We start from the raw sequence: 15,717 nt of genomic DNA, 5'->3' as shown, positions 1-15,717 counted from the left end.
TGATCCCGACAATGCAGCCATTGCCTATAATCTTGGCCTGATACTGGCAGAACGAGGTTTCAGGGCGGAGGCAGAGCAGATGCTTCTCAGGGCTTTGCGTCTTGCGCCGACCATGTCTGATGCCGCTTATAATCTTGGCCTTCTTGCTGCCAAGACTGACCGCGCAAAGGCTCTGGAGTTTTTGTGTCAGGCTGCCGGAATGCAGGGCGGCAATCAGCGTTACGCCCAGGCCCTCCGCCAGATTAGCGGCGATTCCGATATCGAGAGCGCGTGCGCAAAAAGTTCTGCCAAGCAAGCGCAGTGAAAATAGGTATGACCTGGCTGCGGGCTGCATTTAGGGCGGCCACATTTGCGGGCAGCGGCATTTTGAAGCTAACGGTTTGGGAAGTTCAGGCTTGTGCGGTTATCGTGCGACTGGGCTGAACTATGAATCCGGCGGCGGCAGGGATAACTTCAAGGTCAACCCTGTTCAGCATTCCCTGTTGTGGATCTGGCGCTGACATTCTAGCTAAAAACTCTTCTGGCGCGGCCTGAAGGGAAGGTAGCCGCCCCTGATCTTTTTTGCTGAAGATCAGGGGCGGCTTTTTTGTCATACGGGAAGCGCAGGCTTGTGTCGCGGTGAAATGCATGGGGAGGGCTGTGAAGCGTGCATGAAAATACCTTATGTGCGAGGGCCCGTTTCTGGTGGGTATCTCAACAGAATAACTTGCTGGAATAAAACGAAAAAAGCCTTTGCGATCTCTCGCAAAGGCTTGCTTTCTTTTGGCTCCCCGAGACGGACTTGAACCGCCAACCTAGTGATTAACAGTCACCCGCTCTGCCAATTGAGCTATCGGGGAACGTTCAGGCAAGGAAGTGTTTACGGAAAATCAGGGGCAAGGTCAAGCGAAAATTGCGAAAATTTTTTGATCAACCCTTGATGCACCGCAAAAGCTTTTTCTGGTAGCGCTCCGCCTCGCTGTAAACGCAGCCGCAGTAGGGCTGACGGTAGAGTTCCATGGCCTTTGAGCGGTCGATGCCTTCCTGCCAGTCCGTGCGAAAATCGCGATAGGCAAAGCCCGGCGCGCCCTCCTGGGCCGCCAGTTGCTCCCCTGCGGCCTTGATGACCTCGTGGGGCTGGTAGCGCGAGTAGAGCAGGCTGCTGCTCACCCAGGCAAAGCTCTGCTGTCGCGCAAAAGCAAAGGCTGCCTGCATGCGGCTTTCGCAGCAATATGCGCAGCGGGCAGGCGGCGTGTCGCGCCCTGCAACAGAGCGCAGCCAGTTGGTGATGTCCCATGTTTCGTCAGCGTAAATAATCGGCACGCCAAGACGCTCAGCGCATTGCCCGGCGGCTTCGCGGCGGCGCAGATATTCTGCCAGCGGCTGAATGTTGGGATTCATGAACCATGCGGTTACGGCAAAGCCTTCGTCCAGCAGGCGCGTGATGGGCATGACGGAGCACGGGCCGCAGCAGACATGCAGTAGCAGGCTGTTGGCGGGCAAGGGATTTGCGGGTGCAGCATCAATGGAGCATGCCAGAGCAGAGCCTGCGGGTGCGGAGTCAGCGGGGGAGTGCTGTGCAGAAAAAGCAGCCGGGGTTTCCACCCCGGCTGCCGTGCCGTATTCTAAGGACGAACCATTATTTCCAGACATTTACCATAATCCTGCTCAATCTCGCGCAGGGTGTCGCGCTTGTGGTTCAGCAGATACAGGGCCAGTTCCGGGCTTGCCGGAAATACGCATTTTTCCTTGGGTTCCGCGCTGACCATGCGGCGCAGTTCGCGCAATGCCTGCAATGCCTGCCATTCGATATTGCGGCGCATGCCTGTGCCGCCGCAGGCGGGGCAAGGCTCAAGCGAGATGGCCAAAGCCGAGGAGCCAGTGCGCTGGCGCACTAGTTCCAGCAGGCCAAAGGAACTCATGCGGGCAACATCGTGCCGGGCACGGTCATTTTTCATGGCTGTGCGCAGGGTTTTTTCCACTTCAAGCACGTGCTTTTTGTCGCGCATTTCAATGAAGTCGATAACCACCTGGCCGCCGATGTCGCGCAGCTTGAGATGGCGGGCAATGGCTTCGGCGGCTTCCATATTGGTTTTGTGCGCCATGGCCTCAAAGTTGCCCTTGCCGGAAATTTTGCCCGAGTTGATGTCGATGGCCATGAGGGCTTCTGTCTGGTCAAACACCAAGCGTCCGCCAGAGGGCAGCAGCACCTCGCGCGAATAAATCTGCTCCAGCTGGCGGCGCAGATTAAAGCGCTCCCACATGGGCGTGCGCATGTCGGTGTGCACCCGCACAAGATCCTTGCGGCGAGGGAACAGCAGGTTCACCGTGTCGCGCACGCTCTGCGCCACTTCGTCATTATCAACCCAGATTTCGCACACGTCCTCGGTCAGATAGTCGCGCACGGCACGCTCTGAAAGGCCCGGCTCCTGATAGATAAGGGTCGGGGCGGAAACCTCGGTGGCCTTTTTGCGGATATCGCGCCAGACACGCTTGAGATACTGCAAATCATTCTTGAGCGTCGTCTTGGTGGTCCCGGCGCTGACAGTGCGCACAATGACGCCTAGCCCCTGACCGGGGTCAATGCCGTTCATCATTTCACGCAGGCGCGAACGCTCGTCATCGTCATCCACCTTGCGGGAAACACCGATCTGATCCTGCCCCGGCGTAAGCACAAGGAAGCGCCCGGCAAGGGAAAGCCATGTGGTCAAAAAAGCGCCCTTGCTGCCGGTGGGTTCCTTGACCACCTGCACCAGCACTTCCTGACCTGCCTTCAGCACCTTCTGAATGGGCGGAAATTTCTTGCCCTTGGAGGGTTCGTGGTGGGCCAGCCAGTATTCGGGATGCACCTCGTCAATCTGGAGGAATCCGTTCTTGCCCGCGCCGTAGCTGACAAAGGCGGCCTGAAGGTTGGTGTCGATGTTGTGGATGACACCCTTGTAAATATTGCCCTTGATTTTGCGCTGGTGCAGCATGTCCAGATAGTATTCCAGCAACTGGCCGTCTTCAGCCAGGGCTACTTCTACCTGTTCGCCGGGCAGCACGCTGATGAACATGCGCCGCTTGCCCTTGGGGGCTTCGGCAGGAGCCTTGCCAGCATTGGCGGCAATGGCGGGCTTGTTGCTCTCAGCGGATTTGTTGCCTTCAGCAGGCTTGCCGTTTTCAGACTTGCTCTGCTGCTGTTGCTGCTGAGGTTTGGCCTGCTTGGCGGGCTTGTTCTGCCTGGGGGCGTTCTGGGGGCGCGTATCCTGCGCCTGGGTACGGCTGGCCTGTTCTGGCGCGTCATCACCCAGATCAAGGGCATCGTCATCCTCGTCGAGGGGAGCGGTGCTGGCCTGATCCTCGGCGGTTTGCGCGCCTTCCTGCCCGTTCAGTTCTTTTTTGCGGTTGCGGCCACGCCCGCCACGACGTCCACGCCGATTCTTGCGGCGCGGCCCATCTCCGGCAGCAGCCTCGCCAGAGGCAGATGCAGCGCCGCTTTCTGCGGCCTGTTCCGCACCCTGTTCCGCCTGGGCGGCAGGTACATCGGCGGCCTTGTTTGTGTTTTGATCAGCAGCCTGTCTGGGGCTTTGCCCACGTTCCGCTGAGGGGGCGTTCTGGCGCGGAGCCGCCTCGGCGGGCTTGTCTGAAATTTGTCCCGCTGTCTGCTTTGCGCTCTGTTCCGCTGCTTTTGCAGGGGCTTGAGCCACAGGGGCCGGGCTGGTGAGAGCAGTAGAAACCGCAGGCTGGTCTAATGTGGGGCTTGCGGCCTTGGGGGCTGTGCTTGCAGACGCTGCGTCAATGGTCTGCGCAGTTGCCTGAGCCGTGTTTTTTGCCGCTGCTTTTGCGGGCCGACCTTTGGGAGCCTTTGAGGCAGGCTTTTGGGGAGCGGCAGATTTTTGCTGTGTGGCTTCCTGCTTGGAACCCTCAGACGCTTCGGAAGCTTTGGCCGTGGCAGTGGATTCCGGCGCGTCGGCTTCTGCGGCCTTGCCCTTGCGGGGCGTTGCGGCTTTGCCAGCAGCCTTGGCAGGGGTTTTGGCAGAAGATTTGCTTGCCGTTTTGCCAGCAGCCTTGCCAGCAGTTTTTGGGGCCTCAGCAGCAGGGGTCGCAGCTGACTTGGGCGCTACGGCATCTGCCGTGCTGCCAGAAATTTCTTTGGAGGCGTCGGCCGATTTTTTGGCTCTGGCGGTAGTCGTCTTTGCTGTTTTGCCCGCGCTGCGGCCTGCGGCCTTGGCGGTTGCGGCGGTCTTTGATGCCGTGGTCTTGGATGAAGCTGATTCGGCCTGGGCGGCCTTGGAATCGGAAGCGCCTTTGGACTCAGAAGAATCCTTGGCAGGCGCAGATTCGGAAGATTTGGACGCGGCCTTGCCAGAAGCTGTTTTGCCAGAGGCTGGCTTGGCGGCTGGTTTGGCTTTGCTGCGTGTTGTGGTTGAACGTTTGGGTTTGGAAACTTCCTGCGACGATGCATCCGTGGCTTGCTGTGAAGCGACCACGGGGGTGTCTTGGTCTATGGTCATGAAAATCCTTTTGCTGCGGGGCGCTGAGCCTCCGCGAAAATTTCAGCCAGCATGCCATGCACTTACGGGAATGTGCCGTATTGCTCCGCCGCAGCGCCAACAAGGCGCGCGAAGGCGGCAGCATGCTAATCCGCTTTTTGGAGAGTACGTTTTTTTTGAAAATATGCAAGCGGGCAGGGGCGGGGCGAGAAAATGCGCGAGGCAAGGCTGAACCATGTCATCATAACATGCTGTGGAGGCAGAAGAAAAATTGTGGAGGCGGGCGCGGGGCTGTGGCAAGGGCCGCATCCGCCGAATTACATCCTTACAATGCGCTCCGGAAGATGCGGCAGACAAAAATCAGTCTTCAAGCATCTTGAGTTCGGCGGAGAGCTGGCCTGAATTGGAGCGCAACAGCACGTAGCCGCCCTGCGCCAGCATGCCGGGGTTGACCACAAGGGTGCGCCCCACGCGGTCCATGGCCCGCGATTCGTGGATATGCCCGCACAGGCAGATATCCGGCTGGGCTTCTTCCAGAAATTCGCGCACGGCAGTGGAACCCACATGAATGCCGCCGGGGATCATGTCGCAAGCGGTATCCTTGGGCGGATTGTGCGAAACAAGCACGCTGTGCGGATAATGGCGGGCTTTTTGCCAGCAGGTTTCAAGCCACGCGGAAAATGCGGATTCCGGAAATTCGCTTGGCGTGCCAAAGGGCGTAAATGTGGAGGCCCCAACGCCAAAGATGGCGATTTCGGGTGTAAGCTCGCGGGTGACGGCGTGAAGGTTCCAGCCTTTTTCGCTCAGCCACTGGTCAACTTCAGGCCTGTCCATGTTGCCGATCTGGGCCAGCACGGGGATGTCGTGGACGCACAGGGCGTTCATGACCAGCTCTGCCTGCTTGACGCCGCCGGTGATGGTCAGGTCGCCGGTAACGATAATGCCGTCAGCCTGCGAGAGTTCCGGTATCTGGGCAAAACGTTCAGGCTCGTCGTGGATGTCGCCCACGGCGATCCAGAGAAAATCCTGAGAGTCGGCGCTTGGCATGGTGTTGCTTCCTTTGTTACAGTGGCGCAGGTGTTGAGAATGCCACACATTGCACCACAAGGAAAGAGCCGCTTGCCCTCAGATGCCATGCCCTCCGCGCCTGCGCCGCCCCGCCAGCCAGTGAACCAGTCGGATGCTCCGCCAACGTGTTTGCCGGGCAATTTTTCTGGCGAGCTGACCGAGGCTATGGCTCAGGCCAGAAACGATGTGCGCAAAGCCATGCGCCGCCTGCGGGCGGAGCAGTTGCCCCAGTTGGCCGAAATCCGTAGCGATGCGGCGCAGAACAGGCTGATGGAGTCCACCCTGTGGAAGAATGCCCGGTCTGTGGCTCTCTATGTGGGGGTCAGGGGCGAGCTTGGCACGCAAGACCTGCTGCGTGCGGCCTGGCAGGCCAGTATGCTTGTGTGGCTGCCGCGTGTGCGGCGCAGCGAGCCGGGATTTATGGATTTTGTGGCTTGCAGCGGCCCCGATCAGTTGCGGCCCGGCCCGCTCGGTCTGCTTGAACCGCACGATTCCCTGCCCGGTTTTGGGCCGGAAGCGGCGGGCGGCAGCGGTGCAGCGGCAGCACACCCCCTTTCCCTAGACCTTGCGCTCCTGCCCGGTGTGGCCTTTGATCTCGCTGGCGGGCGGCTGGGCTACGGCGGCGGCTATTACGACCGCTTTCTGGAAAAAGGATTCACCTGCCCTCGCGTGGGCCTGTGTTTTGAATTTCAGCTTGTGGAATCCCTGCCCCTGGCCCCCTGGGATCAGCGGGTCAACTATATATGTACTGAAGAGCGTATGCTGTGTCTATAAGCTATATCCCCTTTGTTTTTCCCGGTGTTCCGCAGGTGCGTTGCGCCTTTCAGACCCGCGCCGGAGGCGTGAGCCTTGGCGAGTTTGGCGGCGGCAACATTGCTTTTACCGTGCAGGATAACCCCGAACACGTCATTGCCAACCGCCGCAGCATGCTGGAAGGCCTGCGCCCGCAAGGCATGACCGCCTGGGCCGAACTGATGCAGGTGCACGGCGATGGTTTTGTTTTTGAGCCGGAAGCCGTGGCCTGCGAAACGCCCGTCACGGCGGAGGGCGACGGCATGGCCACAGCGCGTCCCGGCCTTGGCCTGCTCATTAAGACGGCAGATTGTCAGCCCATCCTCATTGCCCACAAAAGCGGCGCGTACATTGCCGCCATGCATGCGGGCTGGCGCGGCAACCGCTGCGATTTCCCCATCACCGGCGTGGCCCGCTTTTGCGAACGTTACGGCCTTGAACCGCGCGATCTGCTGGCCGTACGCGGCCCCAGCCTCGGGCCGGGCAAGGCGGAATTTGTCAATTTTGAGAAGGAGTGGGGCGATCCCTACCTGCCCTGGTTTGACGCCAACAGCAAAACCATGGATTTATGGGGCCTCACGCGGCACCAGTTGGAGCGCGCGGGTCTTTTGCCCCGCAACATCTACGGGCTGGACATCTGCACCGCCAGCAACAACGAGCAGTTTTTCTCCTACCGCTGCGCCAGACGCTCGGGCCGTCAGGCCAGCCTTGTGTGGATCGCAGCCTGAGCCATTGACAGGCCGCAAGGCCGCGCCTAGAGTGTTGGCGGCATTGGTAGCCGGGTAGACCGGCTTGAAAAGGGAATCCCGTGAAAAACGGGAGCGGACCCGCCGCCGTGAGGTTCTTAACCTTGCTCCATCTTGCGCCACTGGAAACGGGAAGGCCGGAGCAGGGGAACCAAGCCGGAAGACCTGCCATGCCCCAAGGTGCGCAGTCATGGAATGACGGCACCACGGTGCGGCATTGGCCGCCCCACGGCAACGGGTTTTTGCCGGCAGGACAGAGGAAATACGGGCCTCTTCCACCACGAGTGGAAGAGGCTTTTTTTATGCTCGCGCGGCGCAGGCCGCCACTGGGCAAGGGTCTGACCCCTGAGGTCAGCCAACGCTTTGGCCCGCGTGTGCCCCCGCAGGCTACGGCCAGAGGGCTGGCATGACCAGAACGACCGCATCTTCTCACTCCTCCTTCCCGCAATCCCGCAGGCTGTGTCCGGTTTTTACCGGTCTTGTGGTCGTGTGGCTTGTTTCGCTGCCGTTGGCCTGTTTGCCGGGGCCTGTGCCCTTGAGCGCACAGAGCGTGTTTCGCGCTTTGGCGGCATTGGCAGGCTTTGCGTCTGCGCCCGATGATCCGGCCCTGACCGGGGTCGTGGTAAGCATCCGCCTTGCCCGGGTGTGTCTGGCCACCCTGTGCGGCGGCGCTCTGGCTATGGCCGGGGCAGCATTGCAGGGCGTGTTGCGCAATCCGCTGGCTGATCCCTTTACCCTGGGAATTTCCGCCGGGGCCGCCTGCGGGGCCAGCATGGCTATAGCCCTTGGCGGGCCGCTGGTGGCCATGCTGGGGAGCATCCCGTGGTTGGGCAATGTGCCGGGGCTGGCTGGCTTCAGCCATGCCGGGCTGGTGGCCCCTGCGGCTCTGATCGGCGCACTCGCGGCCCTTGGCTGCGCACTGTGGCTGGGGCGCGGCGACGGCGCGTTCAGCCGGGAGAGCGTGATTCTTGCGGGCATTGCCGTGGCAGCATTTTTAGGGGCGCTGGTGGCCCTTGTGAAGGCCCTCAACGAGGAATCCGTAACCAGTATTGTGTTCTGGATCATGGGTTCCTTTCAGGGCCGGGGCTGGAGCAGCCTGCCCCTCTTGCTGGCGACCCTTGTGCCGGGCTTGCTGGCAACGGCTTTTGGCTGGCGCGCCCTGGACGTGCTTTCCCTTGGGGATGAGCAGGCCGCCCAGACCGGCCTTGATGTGGGCCGCGCCCGCCTGTGGCTGCTGGCCGGGGCAAGCTGCATGACAGCTGGCTGCGTGGCCGTGGCCGGGGTGATCGGCTTTGTGGGGCTGGTGGTGCCGCACGTGCTGCGTCTGCTGCTGGGCTGGGGGCACGGCCCCCTGCTGACTGCGGCCTTTTTCGGCGGCGGGGTGCTGCTGGTCTGGGCCGATGTGCTGGCCCGTTGCGTGCTTTCCGGCGGGCAGGAATTGCCCGTGGGCGTGGTCACGGCCTTGCTTGGCGGGCCATTTTTCGCCCTGCTGGTGCGGAGGCGCTGATGCTGCGGCCTGGCCAAAATATTCGTCATGAGGGGCGCACTGCACCGCCTGTGCTGCGTATTGCCGGGGTGCGCGCCGGATACGGCGGGCAGAGTGTGCTGCGGGACGCGGGCTTTACCCTGCACGCCGGGGAGTGCGCCGCCCTGCTTGGCCCCAACGGCAGCGGTAAAACAACGCTGCTGCGCACCCTTTCGGGGGTGCTGACGCCGCAGGCTGGCGCCATTGAGATTCAGGGCCGTCCGCTGGCAACATTGAAGCCGCGCGAGCGCGCCCGCATGGTGGCCGTGGTGCCGCAGCGAGGGCAGTTGCCGCAGGGCCTTACCGCGCGGCAGATGGTGCTGCTCGGGCGTTTTGCCCATCTTTCGTGGCTTGGAGCTTATGGGCGGGAAGATTATGCCGCAGCAGACCGGGCGCTTGAAGAAACCGGGGCCGCGCTGCTGGCGCACCGCAGGCTCACAGAACTTTCGGGCGGCGAGTTGCAACGGGTTTTGCTGGCCCGCGCCCTTGCGCAGGAAAGTCCGCTCCTGCTGCTGGACGAGCTGGCCGCAGGGCTGGACTGGGCGCGCATGGTCGATCTGTTCGACCTGCTTGAGCGCCGCCGCGCCGCAGGAGCCTGTGTGCTCATGGCCGTGCACGACTGCAATCTGGCGGCTCTGTATGCCACGCGCCTTATGGGTTTGCGGGACGGAAAGCTGGTTTTTGACGGGCCGGTAGCAAAGGTTTTTACAGAGGAGAATCTCGGTGCGCTCTACAACATACCCATCTGCGTGTTGCCCCACCCCCGGTGGGGACTGCCTCAGGCCCTGCTTGCCAGCGCAAAAGGCCCGTGGAGCGGGGAAAAATCTGTTGTCCCGGCGGCCTCTCTTCATGCTGCTGTGTCTGGGCCTGAATCTGCTGCTCGGTCAGATCCTGCTTCCGTCAGAGGCGCAGGCGGCTAACTCTGAAAACAGCAAGTCCAGTGATTCCGTCCCTATTGTCATCACGGACGACACGGGCGCAACAGTAACTTTTGCCCAACCCGTCAAAAGGGTGATCGCCCTGTACGGTGCGTTTAACGAGATTTTTCTGGCTCTGGGCGCTGGCGACCTGCTGGTGGCGCGCACCGCTGCCGACGGCAATCTGCCGGAGCTTGCGGCCCTGCCTGCCATTGGCACGCACATGCGCCCCAATGCCGAGCTTGTGCTGGCGCAACAGCCGGATGTTGTCTTGCAGCTTGAAGGCCGCAGCGAAGCCCAAACCCAGACCGAGAATTTGCGTTCCTTGGGACTCAAGGTACTGACCTTTGAAGTAAATTCCTTTGAACGGCTGTTTGAGGTGACGGAAACTCTGGGGCGGCTTGTTGGGCGCGAAGATAAGGCCCAGGCTCTTGTAGACGGCTGGAAGAGCCGTGTGCAGGCATTGCGCAGCCGCAATGCTGGCAAGCCCGTGACGCGCGTCTTTTACGAGGTGCGTTATCCCAATCTGCTGGCTGCCGGACGCGGTGGCATCAGTAGCGAGATACTGGCCCTTGTGGGGGGCGAAAACGTGGTGAGCGACGGTAAAAAACTGGTGCGTTACAGCGAGGAATCCCTGATTGCGGCAGACCCGGATGCGTACATTATTCAGAAAGGTCCCATGAATCCTGAACCAACGCCTCTGGCCGAGCGCGATCATTACAGGGATTTGCGCGCTCAGCGCGCTGGCCGCGTACTAATAGTTGACGAAGAGCGGTTTGCCCGCCCCGGCCCTCGCGCCCTGGATGCGGCGGAAGAGCTGGATAGCTGGCTGCACCGCTGATCCCATAAATATTTCAGAGTATTGTAAAGAGAGCAGGTAATGAACGGAATTCTCTACGGCGTGGGCGTCGGCCCCGGCGCGCCCGATCTTTTGACCCTGCGGGCAGTCAGGGTGTTGGGCGAGGTGGATGTTATCCTTGCGGCAGCCTCGCCCCGCAATGACTTTTCTGCGGCGCTGGACACGGCGCGTCCGCACCTGCGGGCTGATGTGCGCGTATTGCGGCTGGAATTTCCCATGACGCGCGACCGCTCCGTGCTGCGCGAGGCATGGCGCGTAGCGGCCCAGACCACCAGAGACGTTCTGGAAAGCGGGCAGAGTGCCGCCTTTCTGACCATTGGCGATCCGCTGGTGTACAGCACGTTTGGCTACCTCATGCGCACCCTTGGTGAATGTGCGCCGCATCTGGCGGTGGAGGTCATTCCCGGCATCACGTCCTTTCAGGCGGCAGCTGCCCGCACCCGCACCGTTTTGTGCGAAAACGGCGAGACCTTGCGCATCATACCGGGCATCAACAGCCGGGAGAGTCTGGAAGATTCATTGCAACAGAGTGATACGGCCGTGATTCTCAAGGCCTACCGCAACCTGCCCGCCATTGCGGAAGCCTTGGGCGCGACCAACCGGCTGGAGTCGTGCGTGTTGGCGAGCCATGTGGAGCAGTCTGCGGAGAAGGTTTGTCGGGGGCTTGGCGGGGCTTGTGCAGCGGGCGAGACACCGCCCTATATGTCGTTGATTTTAAGCCGTAAGCCGCAGGTGTAGCCCTGCGGCACAGGGAAGGGCTGGGAGGGTAAGAAAAGGCGGGAAGATTTTGGTGGCGGGGTGGGTGAGCCTGTCAGGCGCATTTACGCAAAACCGACTTTTGCGCCCTGAATGCGTCAGCGCCGGGATTTTGATGCTCACGTACTTGAGTACGCTGCGCTCTAAATCCCGGCGTTTCCTTTTCAGACCGCAAAACGCGTATTTTGCAAATTCGTCCAACACCAGCCGTCGCCTCCGCGTTCGCTCCGGCGAGTTTAAGGAAGGCGACTCCACGACCAGCTTTTGATGGAGGGCAGCTCTTTCTGACTCGCAATTCATTCTGCTAGTTATGACCGAATGAAACTTGCCATTTACGCGCATAACTTTCCTATATCGCGTAGTTTTTTTGTTGTGGTTAGCCTGGGCTTGGAGGTGACTGAAAACCCAGAATCCGTGGGGAAAGAGTACGAAGCCATTTCCTAAACGAGCGACTAGATCAGTGGAATTTGGCTGAAGCGGATACTGGTCGAAGCGAAGGCGTCCTCTGGCATTTACGCGGCGCGGAGGGAGATCACCTGAGCGAGCGCAGCGAGTGAGGGAAGCTCCCGCAGCTATAGCCGCGTTGCCCTCGCTGTTTTGCGGGATCTGAAAACCTCAGGGGGTGCTTCGGGGGGGATGCAAGGGGGGCCGAGAAGGGGGCATAGCCCCATAACCGGCCCCGCCTTGCTGCGCGCCGCAGAGGCGTCCCAAACTCCGCCGGACGGCGGAATCCGGTGCCCGGAGGGCAGAAAAGATAAACTTAGTGCCTCTCGGGCGAGGCTGGGCCGCGCAGGCGTCCCAACTTCGCCGGACGGTGGAATCTAACGCTTGACCGGCATAAACAAGTCAAACGGCATACTCGGATTCCAGTCCGCAGGGTACAACTCAAAGCAGGGGGCCTGCTCGTTCAGTTTCCATTCTTGCTGCCCGCCAAGCCACGTCTGGTACATGAACATGTATCCCGCACCGATACTTTCCAGATTCGGCACGGTGCAGCGGGCGTACGAACCGGACGAAATGCTGGTTGTTTCTATGTCTGACGGAACCTGGCCTTCGGCCTCAACGGCGGCCCAGTAATCAAAATCCTGGGCATTGAGCATGATGGAGACCCCGTAGCTTTCCTTGCCATGAATTTTGGGCATTTGCGGGCAGAAGCTCTGCCACAGGGCAGAGCAATCCACTTTAGCTTTTGCCATGTTGGTACGCACCTTGATGCCCATAAGTTGCTTGGCCGGAAAATCCACAACCTTTATTTCAAATTCGTTCATAACTTCTCCTTGTGAATGAATATTGGTGTGTGAAGGCATCGTGATGCAGGTCGAGAAAATTCGCTCGACTTTTTTTGCGCTTCTGCCCACCGTGGCCCTTGGCAGGCAGCGTCGAGATGGGAGAATACATGGAAATACTTACCTACCAGCAGCGTATAGGCCTTGTGCTGCGCCACATTGAGCAGCACCTTGATGACAGGCCCAATCTGGAAGAACTAGCGCGCATAGCCTGTTTTTCGCCCTATCATTTTCACCGGATATTTTCATCCATGGGGGCGAGAGCGTTGCGGCATACGTGCGCCGTATATTGCTGGAGCGCGCGGCAATGCAGCTTGGGCATTCCCCTGAATCTGTTACCCAGATAGCACTTGGCGCGGGCTACGACAGCGTGGATGCCTTTACGCGCGCCTTTCGGGCGCATATGGGCATGCTGCCGTCTGAATATCGCCGCCGGAAGGGACATTTGGAGGTTGCCCGCAGACGTGATCTGACGCGTCCCCTGTTTTACCATGAAATGACCGACCTCCCGACCATGGAAGTACGCATCGAAAAGTTTGCACCGCGCCTGGTAGCTGCCGTGCGACACACAGGCCCATATGACGAGAGTTTTCCTGCATGGGAAAAACTGTGCGGCGCGCTGGGGGCCAACGGCCTGCTTTCTGATGCCTCGGTGGCTTACGGCGTGAGCTACGACAACCCGGACATCACCGCGCCCCAAAAGTGCCGCATGGATGCCTGCGTCAGCCTGCCACCAGAGTTACTGGAAGCAAGTGCCGAATTGTGCCCCCTGCTACAGAGTGAGGATATTTTTTTGCGGTATATTGGCGGGGAACAGGAATATGCCGCGCTGCGCATCAGGGGGCCGTACTCCCTGCTGCATCCGGCCTACAGGTCGCTGTTTGGCATGTGGTTTCCGCAGAGCGGACGCGAGCCGTATAATGATCCGGGTTTTGAAATATACTGGAATTCACCGCAAACGACCCCTCCTGCAGACCTGCTGACGGAAATCTGCATTCCTCTCAGACCGATTGATAAGTCCTGATTTGGCGAGCGGCCTGTGCATACGCTGGTGGATACTATGGCAGTGATTTGGTTGGGCAGCTAAACAAAGGATTGTAGCATGTTATATGGAAAATATTTTTAATTACTTTTGCTGATAACCTAAAATGTTTAAAGACTATGCCGATAAAGAAAGTAGTATGCTAATAGTATAAAATCCCCCTCTCCTGGAGAATCGAACATGAGCCTTTTAAAAAATACACAACTGCAAACAAAGCTCATTGTGAGTTTTATCCTGTCTTCGCTGATGACCTTGGGCGTAGGTGTTTTTGCCGTTTTTGAACTGGGAAAGGTCAATAATGCGGACACAATCCTTTATGAGCGCGCCACCGTCCCAATGGCGGATCTGCTGAAGCTGGCCGTAGGTTTTCAACGTATTCGCGTCAATATGGAAGGTATCGTGGGTGCAACGTCTGGCGAGGAGGTCAGCAAACGCACTGCCCAGATTGAAGCGCTGCGCAAAGAAATAGACGACAGCTCAAAAGCTGTGGAGAAAACTCTCATTTCTGCCAAGGCAAAGCAGATTATCGAAGAGTACAAGGTGCACCGCGCTGAGTTCAGAGGCATGACGGACAAGGTCCTCAAAATAAAGCAGTCTGGCGATACCGCCGGAGCCGAAGCCTATCTTGATAGTGAAGGAAACAAACTGGCCAATCAGTATCAGGACGCCATCAACCGCCTTGTGGAGTCCAAGGAAGAGCAGGGCCATCTGCTGGCCCAGTCCAATGACGACCTGGCTGATTTTTCCAAAAAAATGATTTTTGCGGCCATTGCCATTGGTTTTATTTTGTCTGTGGGGCAGGGCATGTTGCTTACGCGCGAGGTCATGCGCCAGCTTGGTGAAGACCCTGGCTATCTTGCCGAAGTTGCTGGCAAGATTGCTGACGGAGATCTTAACGTGACCTTCCGTCAGCAAAAGAAGCCCGGCGGCGTTTATCATGTCTTGCAGAACATGGTGGGAACCATGAAGGACAAGATCGCCGAGGCGGAGCAAAAAAGCGCCGAAGCTTCGGAGCAGGCCCACCATGCAGAAATAGCCACGCAAGAAGCTCAGGCTGCCAAGGTGCAGGCCGAGCGCGCCAAGGCCGAGGGTATGTTGCAGGCCGCGCACCAGCTTGAAAGCGTCGTTGAGGTGGTATCAACTGCCACAGAGCAGCTCTCTGCTTTGATTACGCAGTCGAGCAATGGGGCAGAGGAACAGTCCCGGCGTGTTTCGGTTACGTCTTCTGCCATGGATGAGATGAACGCCACCGTGGGCGAAGTTGCGGAAAATGCAGCCAAGGCCTCTGATACCTCCGATACCGCGCGCACCAAGGCACAGGAAGGCGCGCAGCTGGTTCGCAATGTGGTGAGCGACATCACCGAGGTGCAAAAGCAGTCGCTTGAAGTCAAGGCCGATATGGCCACGCTTGGCAAGCAGGCCGATGGCATTGGGCAGATCATGAGCGTTATTTCCGATATCGCAGATCAGACCAACCTGCTGGCCCTGAATGCCGCCATTGAGGCCGCTCGGGCTGGTGATGCCGGGCGCGGCTTTGCCGTGGTGGCCGATGAGGTGCGCAAACTGGCGGAAAAGACCATGACAGCCACGCAGGAAGTGGGCGGCGTCATCCGTGGTATTCAGGAAGGAACCCGTAAAAGCATTGACGGCGTGGACAAGTCTGTTGCCACCATTGAAAGCGCCACGCACCGGGCTTCGCTTTCTGGCGAGGCGCTTACGCAGATTGTCAGCCTTGTGGAACAGGCAAGCGATCAGGTACGTTCCATCGCCGCAGCCAGCGAGCAGCAGTCGGCATCCAGCGAAGAGATCAGCCGCTCTGTGGAGCAGGTAGCAACGATTTCGGCAGAAACCGCGCAAGCCATGGGAAGGGCCAATCAGGCCATGAGCGAGATGGCCCAGCAGGCCCAGGTGCTGCGGCGGCTTATTCAGGAAATGAAGGCTGGTTAACGGAACGCCGCAGCCAGGTTTGAGAGCAGAAAGAAAGAAAGCAAAGAGCGTCTGTAGGCGATAGTGGCCGCAAGATGCCTGTTTGTTGAGTATCAGCCAGTTTGGCAGCTATGGGCAAGGGGAGGATCGGAAAGATCCTCCCCTTGCGGATTTTTATGATTTGTTTGCGCTTGCTGCTGCATGCTATCTGGCCGGTTGCTGCGTGGTGCCTGTCAGATATTTTTAAGTATTGCAGTAATGTTGCGGCCTGATCACGTTCTTGCGCAAGTTGCCGCCGCACGGTTTACGCGCATTGCGCCTTGCTGGCGGTTGAGTTATGATTTTG

At 59.4% G+C, this 15,717-nt stretch carries 14 protein-coding genes, 1 tRNA gene, 1 pseudogene and 1 riboswitch; of the genes and pseudogenes, 11 read left to right on the top strand and 5 right to left on the bottom strand.

From position 1 onward, the window contains the following. A pseudogene (locus tag QZ383_RS11145) lies at positions 1 to 304 on the top strand (hypothetical protein); the annotation flags it as partial. A gap of 459 nt (positions 305 to 763) precedes the next feature. Here QZ383_RS11145 and QZ383_RS11140 read toward each other — a convergent pair. The 4 genes from QZ383_RS11140 to QZ383_RS11125 form a co-directional block, all read right to left on the bottom strand. Then, positions 764 to 839 (bottom strand) — tRNA-Asn (locus QZ383_RS11140). A gap of 70 nt (positions 840 to 909) precedes the next feature. Then, positions 910 to 1,632, bottom strand: a complete 723-nt coding sequence (locus QZ383_RS11135; RefSeq protein ID WP_291445460.1) for an epoxyqueuosine reductase QueH — start codon at positions 1,630 to 1,632, stop codon at positions 910 to 912. Next, on the bottom strand, positions 1,605 to 4,475 hold the full coding sequence (locus QZ383_RS11130) for an Rne/Rng family ribonuclease (protein WP_291445458.1): 2,871 nt from the start codon (positions 4,473 to 4,475) through the stop codon (positions 1,605 to 1,607). The genes QZ383_RS11135 and QZ383_RS11130 overlap by 28 nt, the downstream gene beginning before the upstream one ends. A 339-nt stretch (positions 4,476 to 4,814) precedes the next feature. Continuing rightward, the gene (locus QZ383_RS11125; protein ID WP_192113854.1) at positions 4,815 to 5,501 is read right to left on the bottom strand and encodes a metallophosphoesterase; all 687 of its coding nucleotides are present in this window, start codon (positions 5,499 to 5,501) and stop codon (positions 4,815 to 4,817) included. Between the two features lie 39 nt (positions 5,502 to 5,540). On the opposite strand from QZ383_RS11125, the gene QZ383_RS11120 reads away from it, so the two are divergent. The 7 genes from QZ383_RS11120 (at position 5,541) to cobI (ending at position 11,099) form a co-directional block, all read left to right on the top strand. Continuing rightward, positions 5,541 to 6,296, top strand: coding sequence for a 5-formyltetrahydrofolate cyclo-ligase (locus tag QZ383_RS11120; protein ID WP_291445457.1), 756 nt, complete (start codon positions 5,541 to 5,543; stop codon positions 6,294 to 6,296). Continuing rightward, on the top strand, positions 6,287 to 7,042 hold the full coding sequence (locus tag QZ383_RS11115) for a polyphenol oxidase family protein (protein ID WP_291445456.1): 756 nt from the start codon (positions 6,287 to 6,289) through the stop codon (positions 7,040 to 7,042). The genes QZ383_RS11120 and QZ383_RS11115 overlap by 10 nt, the downstream gene beginning before the upstream one ends. A 27-nt stretch (positions 7,043 to 7,069) precedes the next feature. After that, a riboswitch (cobalamin riboswitch) is annotated at positions 7,070 to 7,248 on the top strand. Next, the gene (locus QZ383_RS11110; RefSeq protein ID WP_227124473.1) at positions 7,231 to 7,470 is read left to right on the top strand and encodes a hypothetical protein; all 240 of its coding nucleotides are present in this window, start codon (positions 7,231 to 7,233) and stop codon (positions 7,468 to 7,470) included. (Overlaps the previous riboswitch by 18 nt.) Continuing rightward, a complete protein-coding gene (locus QZ383_RS11105; RefSeq protein ID WP_291445453.1) occupies positions 7,467 to 8,567 on the top strand; it encodes an iron ABC transporter permease in 1,101 nt (366 codons plus the stop codon). Before QZ383_RS11110 ends, QZ383_RS11105 begins: the two co-directional genes overlap by 4 nt. Continuing rightward, positions 8,567 to 9,505 carry an ABC transporter ATP-binding protein gene (locus tag QZ383_RS11100; protein ID WP_291445451.1) on the top strand — a complete coding sequence of 313 codons (939 nt, stop codon included), beginning with the start codon at positions 8,567 to 8,569 and terminating at the stop codon, positions 9,503 to 9,505. Before QZ383_RS11105 ends, QZ383_RS11100 begins: the two co-directional genes overlap by 1 nt. Next, complete coding sequence (locus QZ383_RS11095; protein WP_291445449.1) at positions 9,435 to 10,343, top strand: ABC transporter substrate-binding protein; 909 nt, start codon at positions 9,435 to 9,437, stop codon at positions 10,341 to 10,343. Before QZ383_RS11100 ends, QZ383_RS11095 begins: the two co-directional genes overlap by 71 nt. Before the next feature lie 39 nt (positions 10,344 to 10,382). Then, positions 10,383 to 11,099 (top strand): precorrin-2 C(20)-methyltransferase, encoded by a 717-nt coding sequence (gene cobI / locus QZ383_RS11090; protein ID WP_291445447.1) that lies wholly within the window; start codon positions 10,383 to 10,385, stop codon positions 11,097 to 11,099. 839 nt (positions 11,100 to 11,938) lie between these two features. Here the strand turns inward: cobI and QZ383_RS11085 are convergent. Next, positions 11,939 to 12,385 carry a GyrI-like domain-containing protein gene (locus tag QZ383_RS11085; protein ID WP_291445445.1) on the bottom strand — a complete coding sequence of 149 codons (447 nt, stop codon included), beginning with the start codon at positions 12,383 to 12,385 and terminating at the stop codon, positions 11,939 to 11,941. 128 nt (positions 12,386 to 12,513) lie between these two features. Between QZ383_RS11085 and QZ383_RS11080 the strand changes: the two genes are divergently transcribed. From QZ383_RS11080 to QZ383_RS11070, 3 genes are all read left to right on the top strand, one after another. After that, positions 12,514 to 12,750, top strand: a complete 237-nt coding sequence (locus QZ383_RS11080; RefSeq protein ID WP_291445443.1) for a hypothetical protein — start codon at positions 12,514 to 12,516, stop codon at positions 12,748 to 12,750. After that, positions 12,711 to 13,427 (top strand): AraC family transcriptional regulator, encoded by a 717-nt coding sequence (locus QZ383_RS11075; protein ID WP_291445441.1) that lies wholly within the window; start codon positions 12,711 to 12,713, stop codon positions 13,425 to 13,427. The genes QZ383_RS11080 and QZ383_RS11075 overlap by 40 nt, the downstream gene beginning before the upstream one ends. A gap of 198 nt (positions 13,428 to 13,625) precedes the next feature. After that, positions 13,626 to 15,392 carry a methyl-accepting chemotaxis protein gene (locus QZ383_RS11070; RefSeq protein WP_291445440.1) on the top strand — a complete coding sequence of 589 codons (1,767 nt, stop codon included), beginning with the start codon at positions 13,626 to 13,628 and terminating at the stop codon, positions 15,390 to 15,392. Positions 15,393 to 15,717: the final 325 nt, after the last annotated feature.

The sequence above is a fragment of the Desulfovibrio sp. genome (assembly GCF_019422935.1).
Classification (GTDB): Bacteria; Desulfobacterota; Desulfovibrionia; order Desulfovibrionales; family Desulfovibrionaceae; genus Desulfovibrio.
The sequence above is the reverse complement of the archived record's forward strand: the minus strand, read 5'-3'. Positions and strand labels throughout refer to the sequence as shown.

Coding starts and splice junctions, on each gene's coding strand:
- QZ383_RS11070 (WP_291445440.1), top strand. CDS start 13,626: ATGAGCCTTTTAAAAAATACACAACTGCAAACAAAGCTCATTGTGAGT.
- QZ383_RS11100 (WP_291445451.1), top strand. CDS start 8,567: ATGCTGCGGCCTGGCCAAAATATTCGTCATGAGGGGCGCACTGCACCG.
- QZ383_RS11135 (WP_291445460.1), bottom strand. CDS start 1,632: ATGTCTGGAAATAATGGTTCGTCCTTAGAATACGGCACGGCAGCCGGG.
- QZ383_RS11085 (WP_291445445.1), bottom strand. CDS start 12,385: ATGAACGAATTTGAAATAAAGGTTGTGGATTTTCCGGCCAAGCAACTT.
- QZ383_RS11095 (WP_291445449.1), top strand. CDS start 9,435: ATGCTGCTGTGTCTGGGCCTGAATCTGCTGCTCGGTCAGATCCTGCTT.
- QZ383_RS11105 (WP_291445453.1), top strand. CDS start 7,467: ATGACCAGAACGACCGCATCTTCTCACTCCTCCTTCCCGCAATCCCGC.
- QZ383_RS11080 (WP_291445443.1), top strand. CDS start 12,514: ATGGAAATACTTACCTACCAGCAGCGTATAGGCCTTGTGCTGCGCCAC.
- QZ383_RS11110 (WP_227124473.1), top strand. CDS start 7,231: ATGCCCCAAGGTGCGCAGTCATGGAATGACGGCACCACGGTGCGGCAT.
- QZ383_RS11130 (WP_291445458.1), bottom strand. CDS start 4,475: ATGACCATAGACCAAGACACCCCCGTGGTCGCTTCACAGCAAGCCACG.
- cobI (WP_291445447.1), top strand. CDS start 10,383: ATGAACGGAATTCTCTACGGCGTGGGCGTCGGCCCCGGCGCGCCCGAT.
- QZ383_RS11120 (WP_291445457.1), top strand. CDS start 5,541: ATGCCACACATTGCACCACAAGGAAAGAGCCGCTTGCCCTCAGATGCC.
- QZ383_RS11075 (WP_291445441.1), top strand. CDS start 12,711: ATGCAGCTTGGGCATTCCCCTGAATCTGTTACCCAGATAGCACTTGGC.
- QZ383_RS11125 (WP_192113854.1), bottom strand. CDS start 5,501: ATGCCAAGCGCCGACTCTCAGGATTTTCTCTGGATCGCCGTGGGCGAC.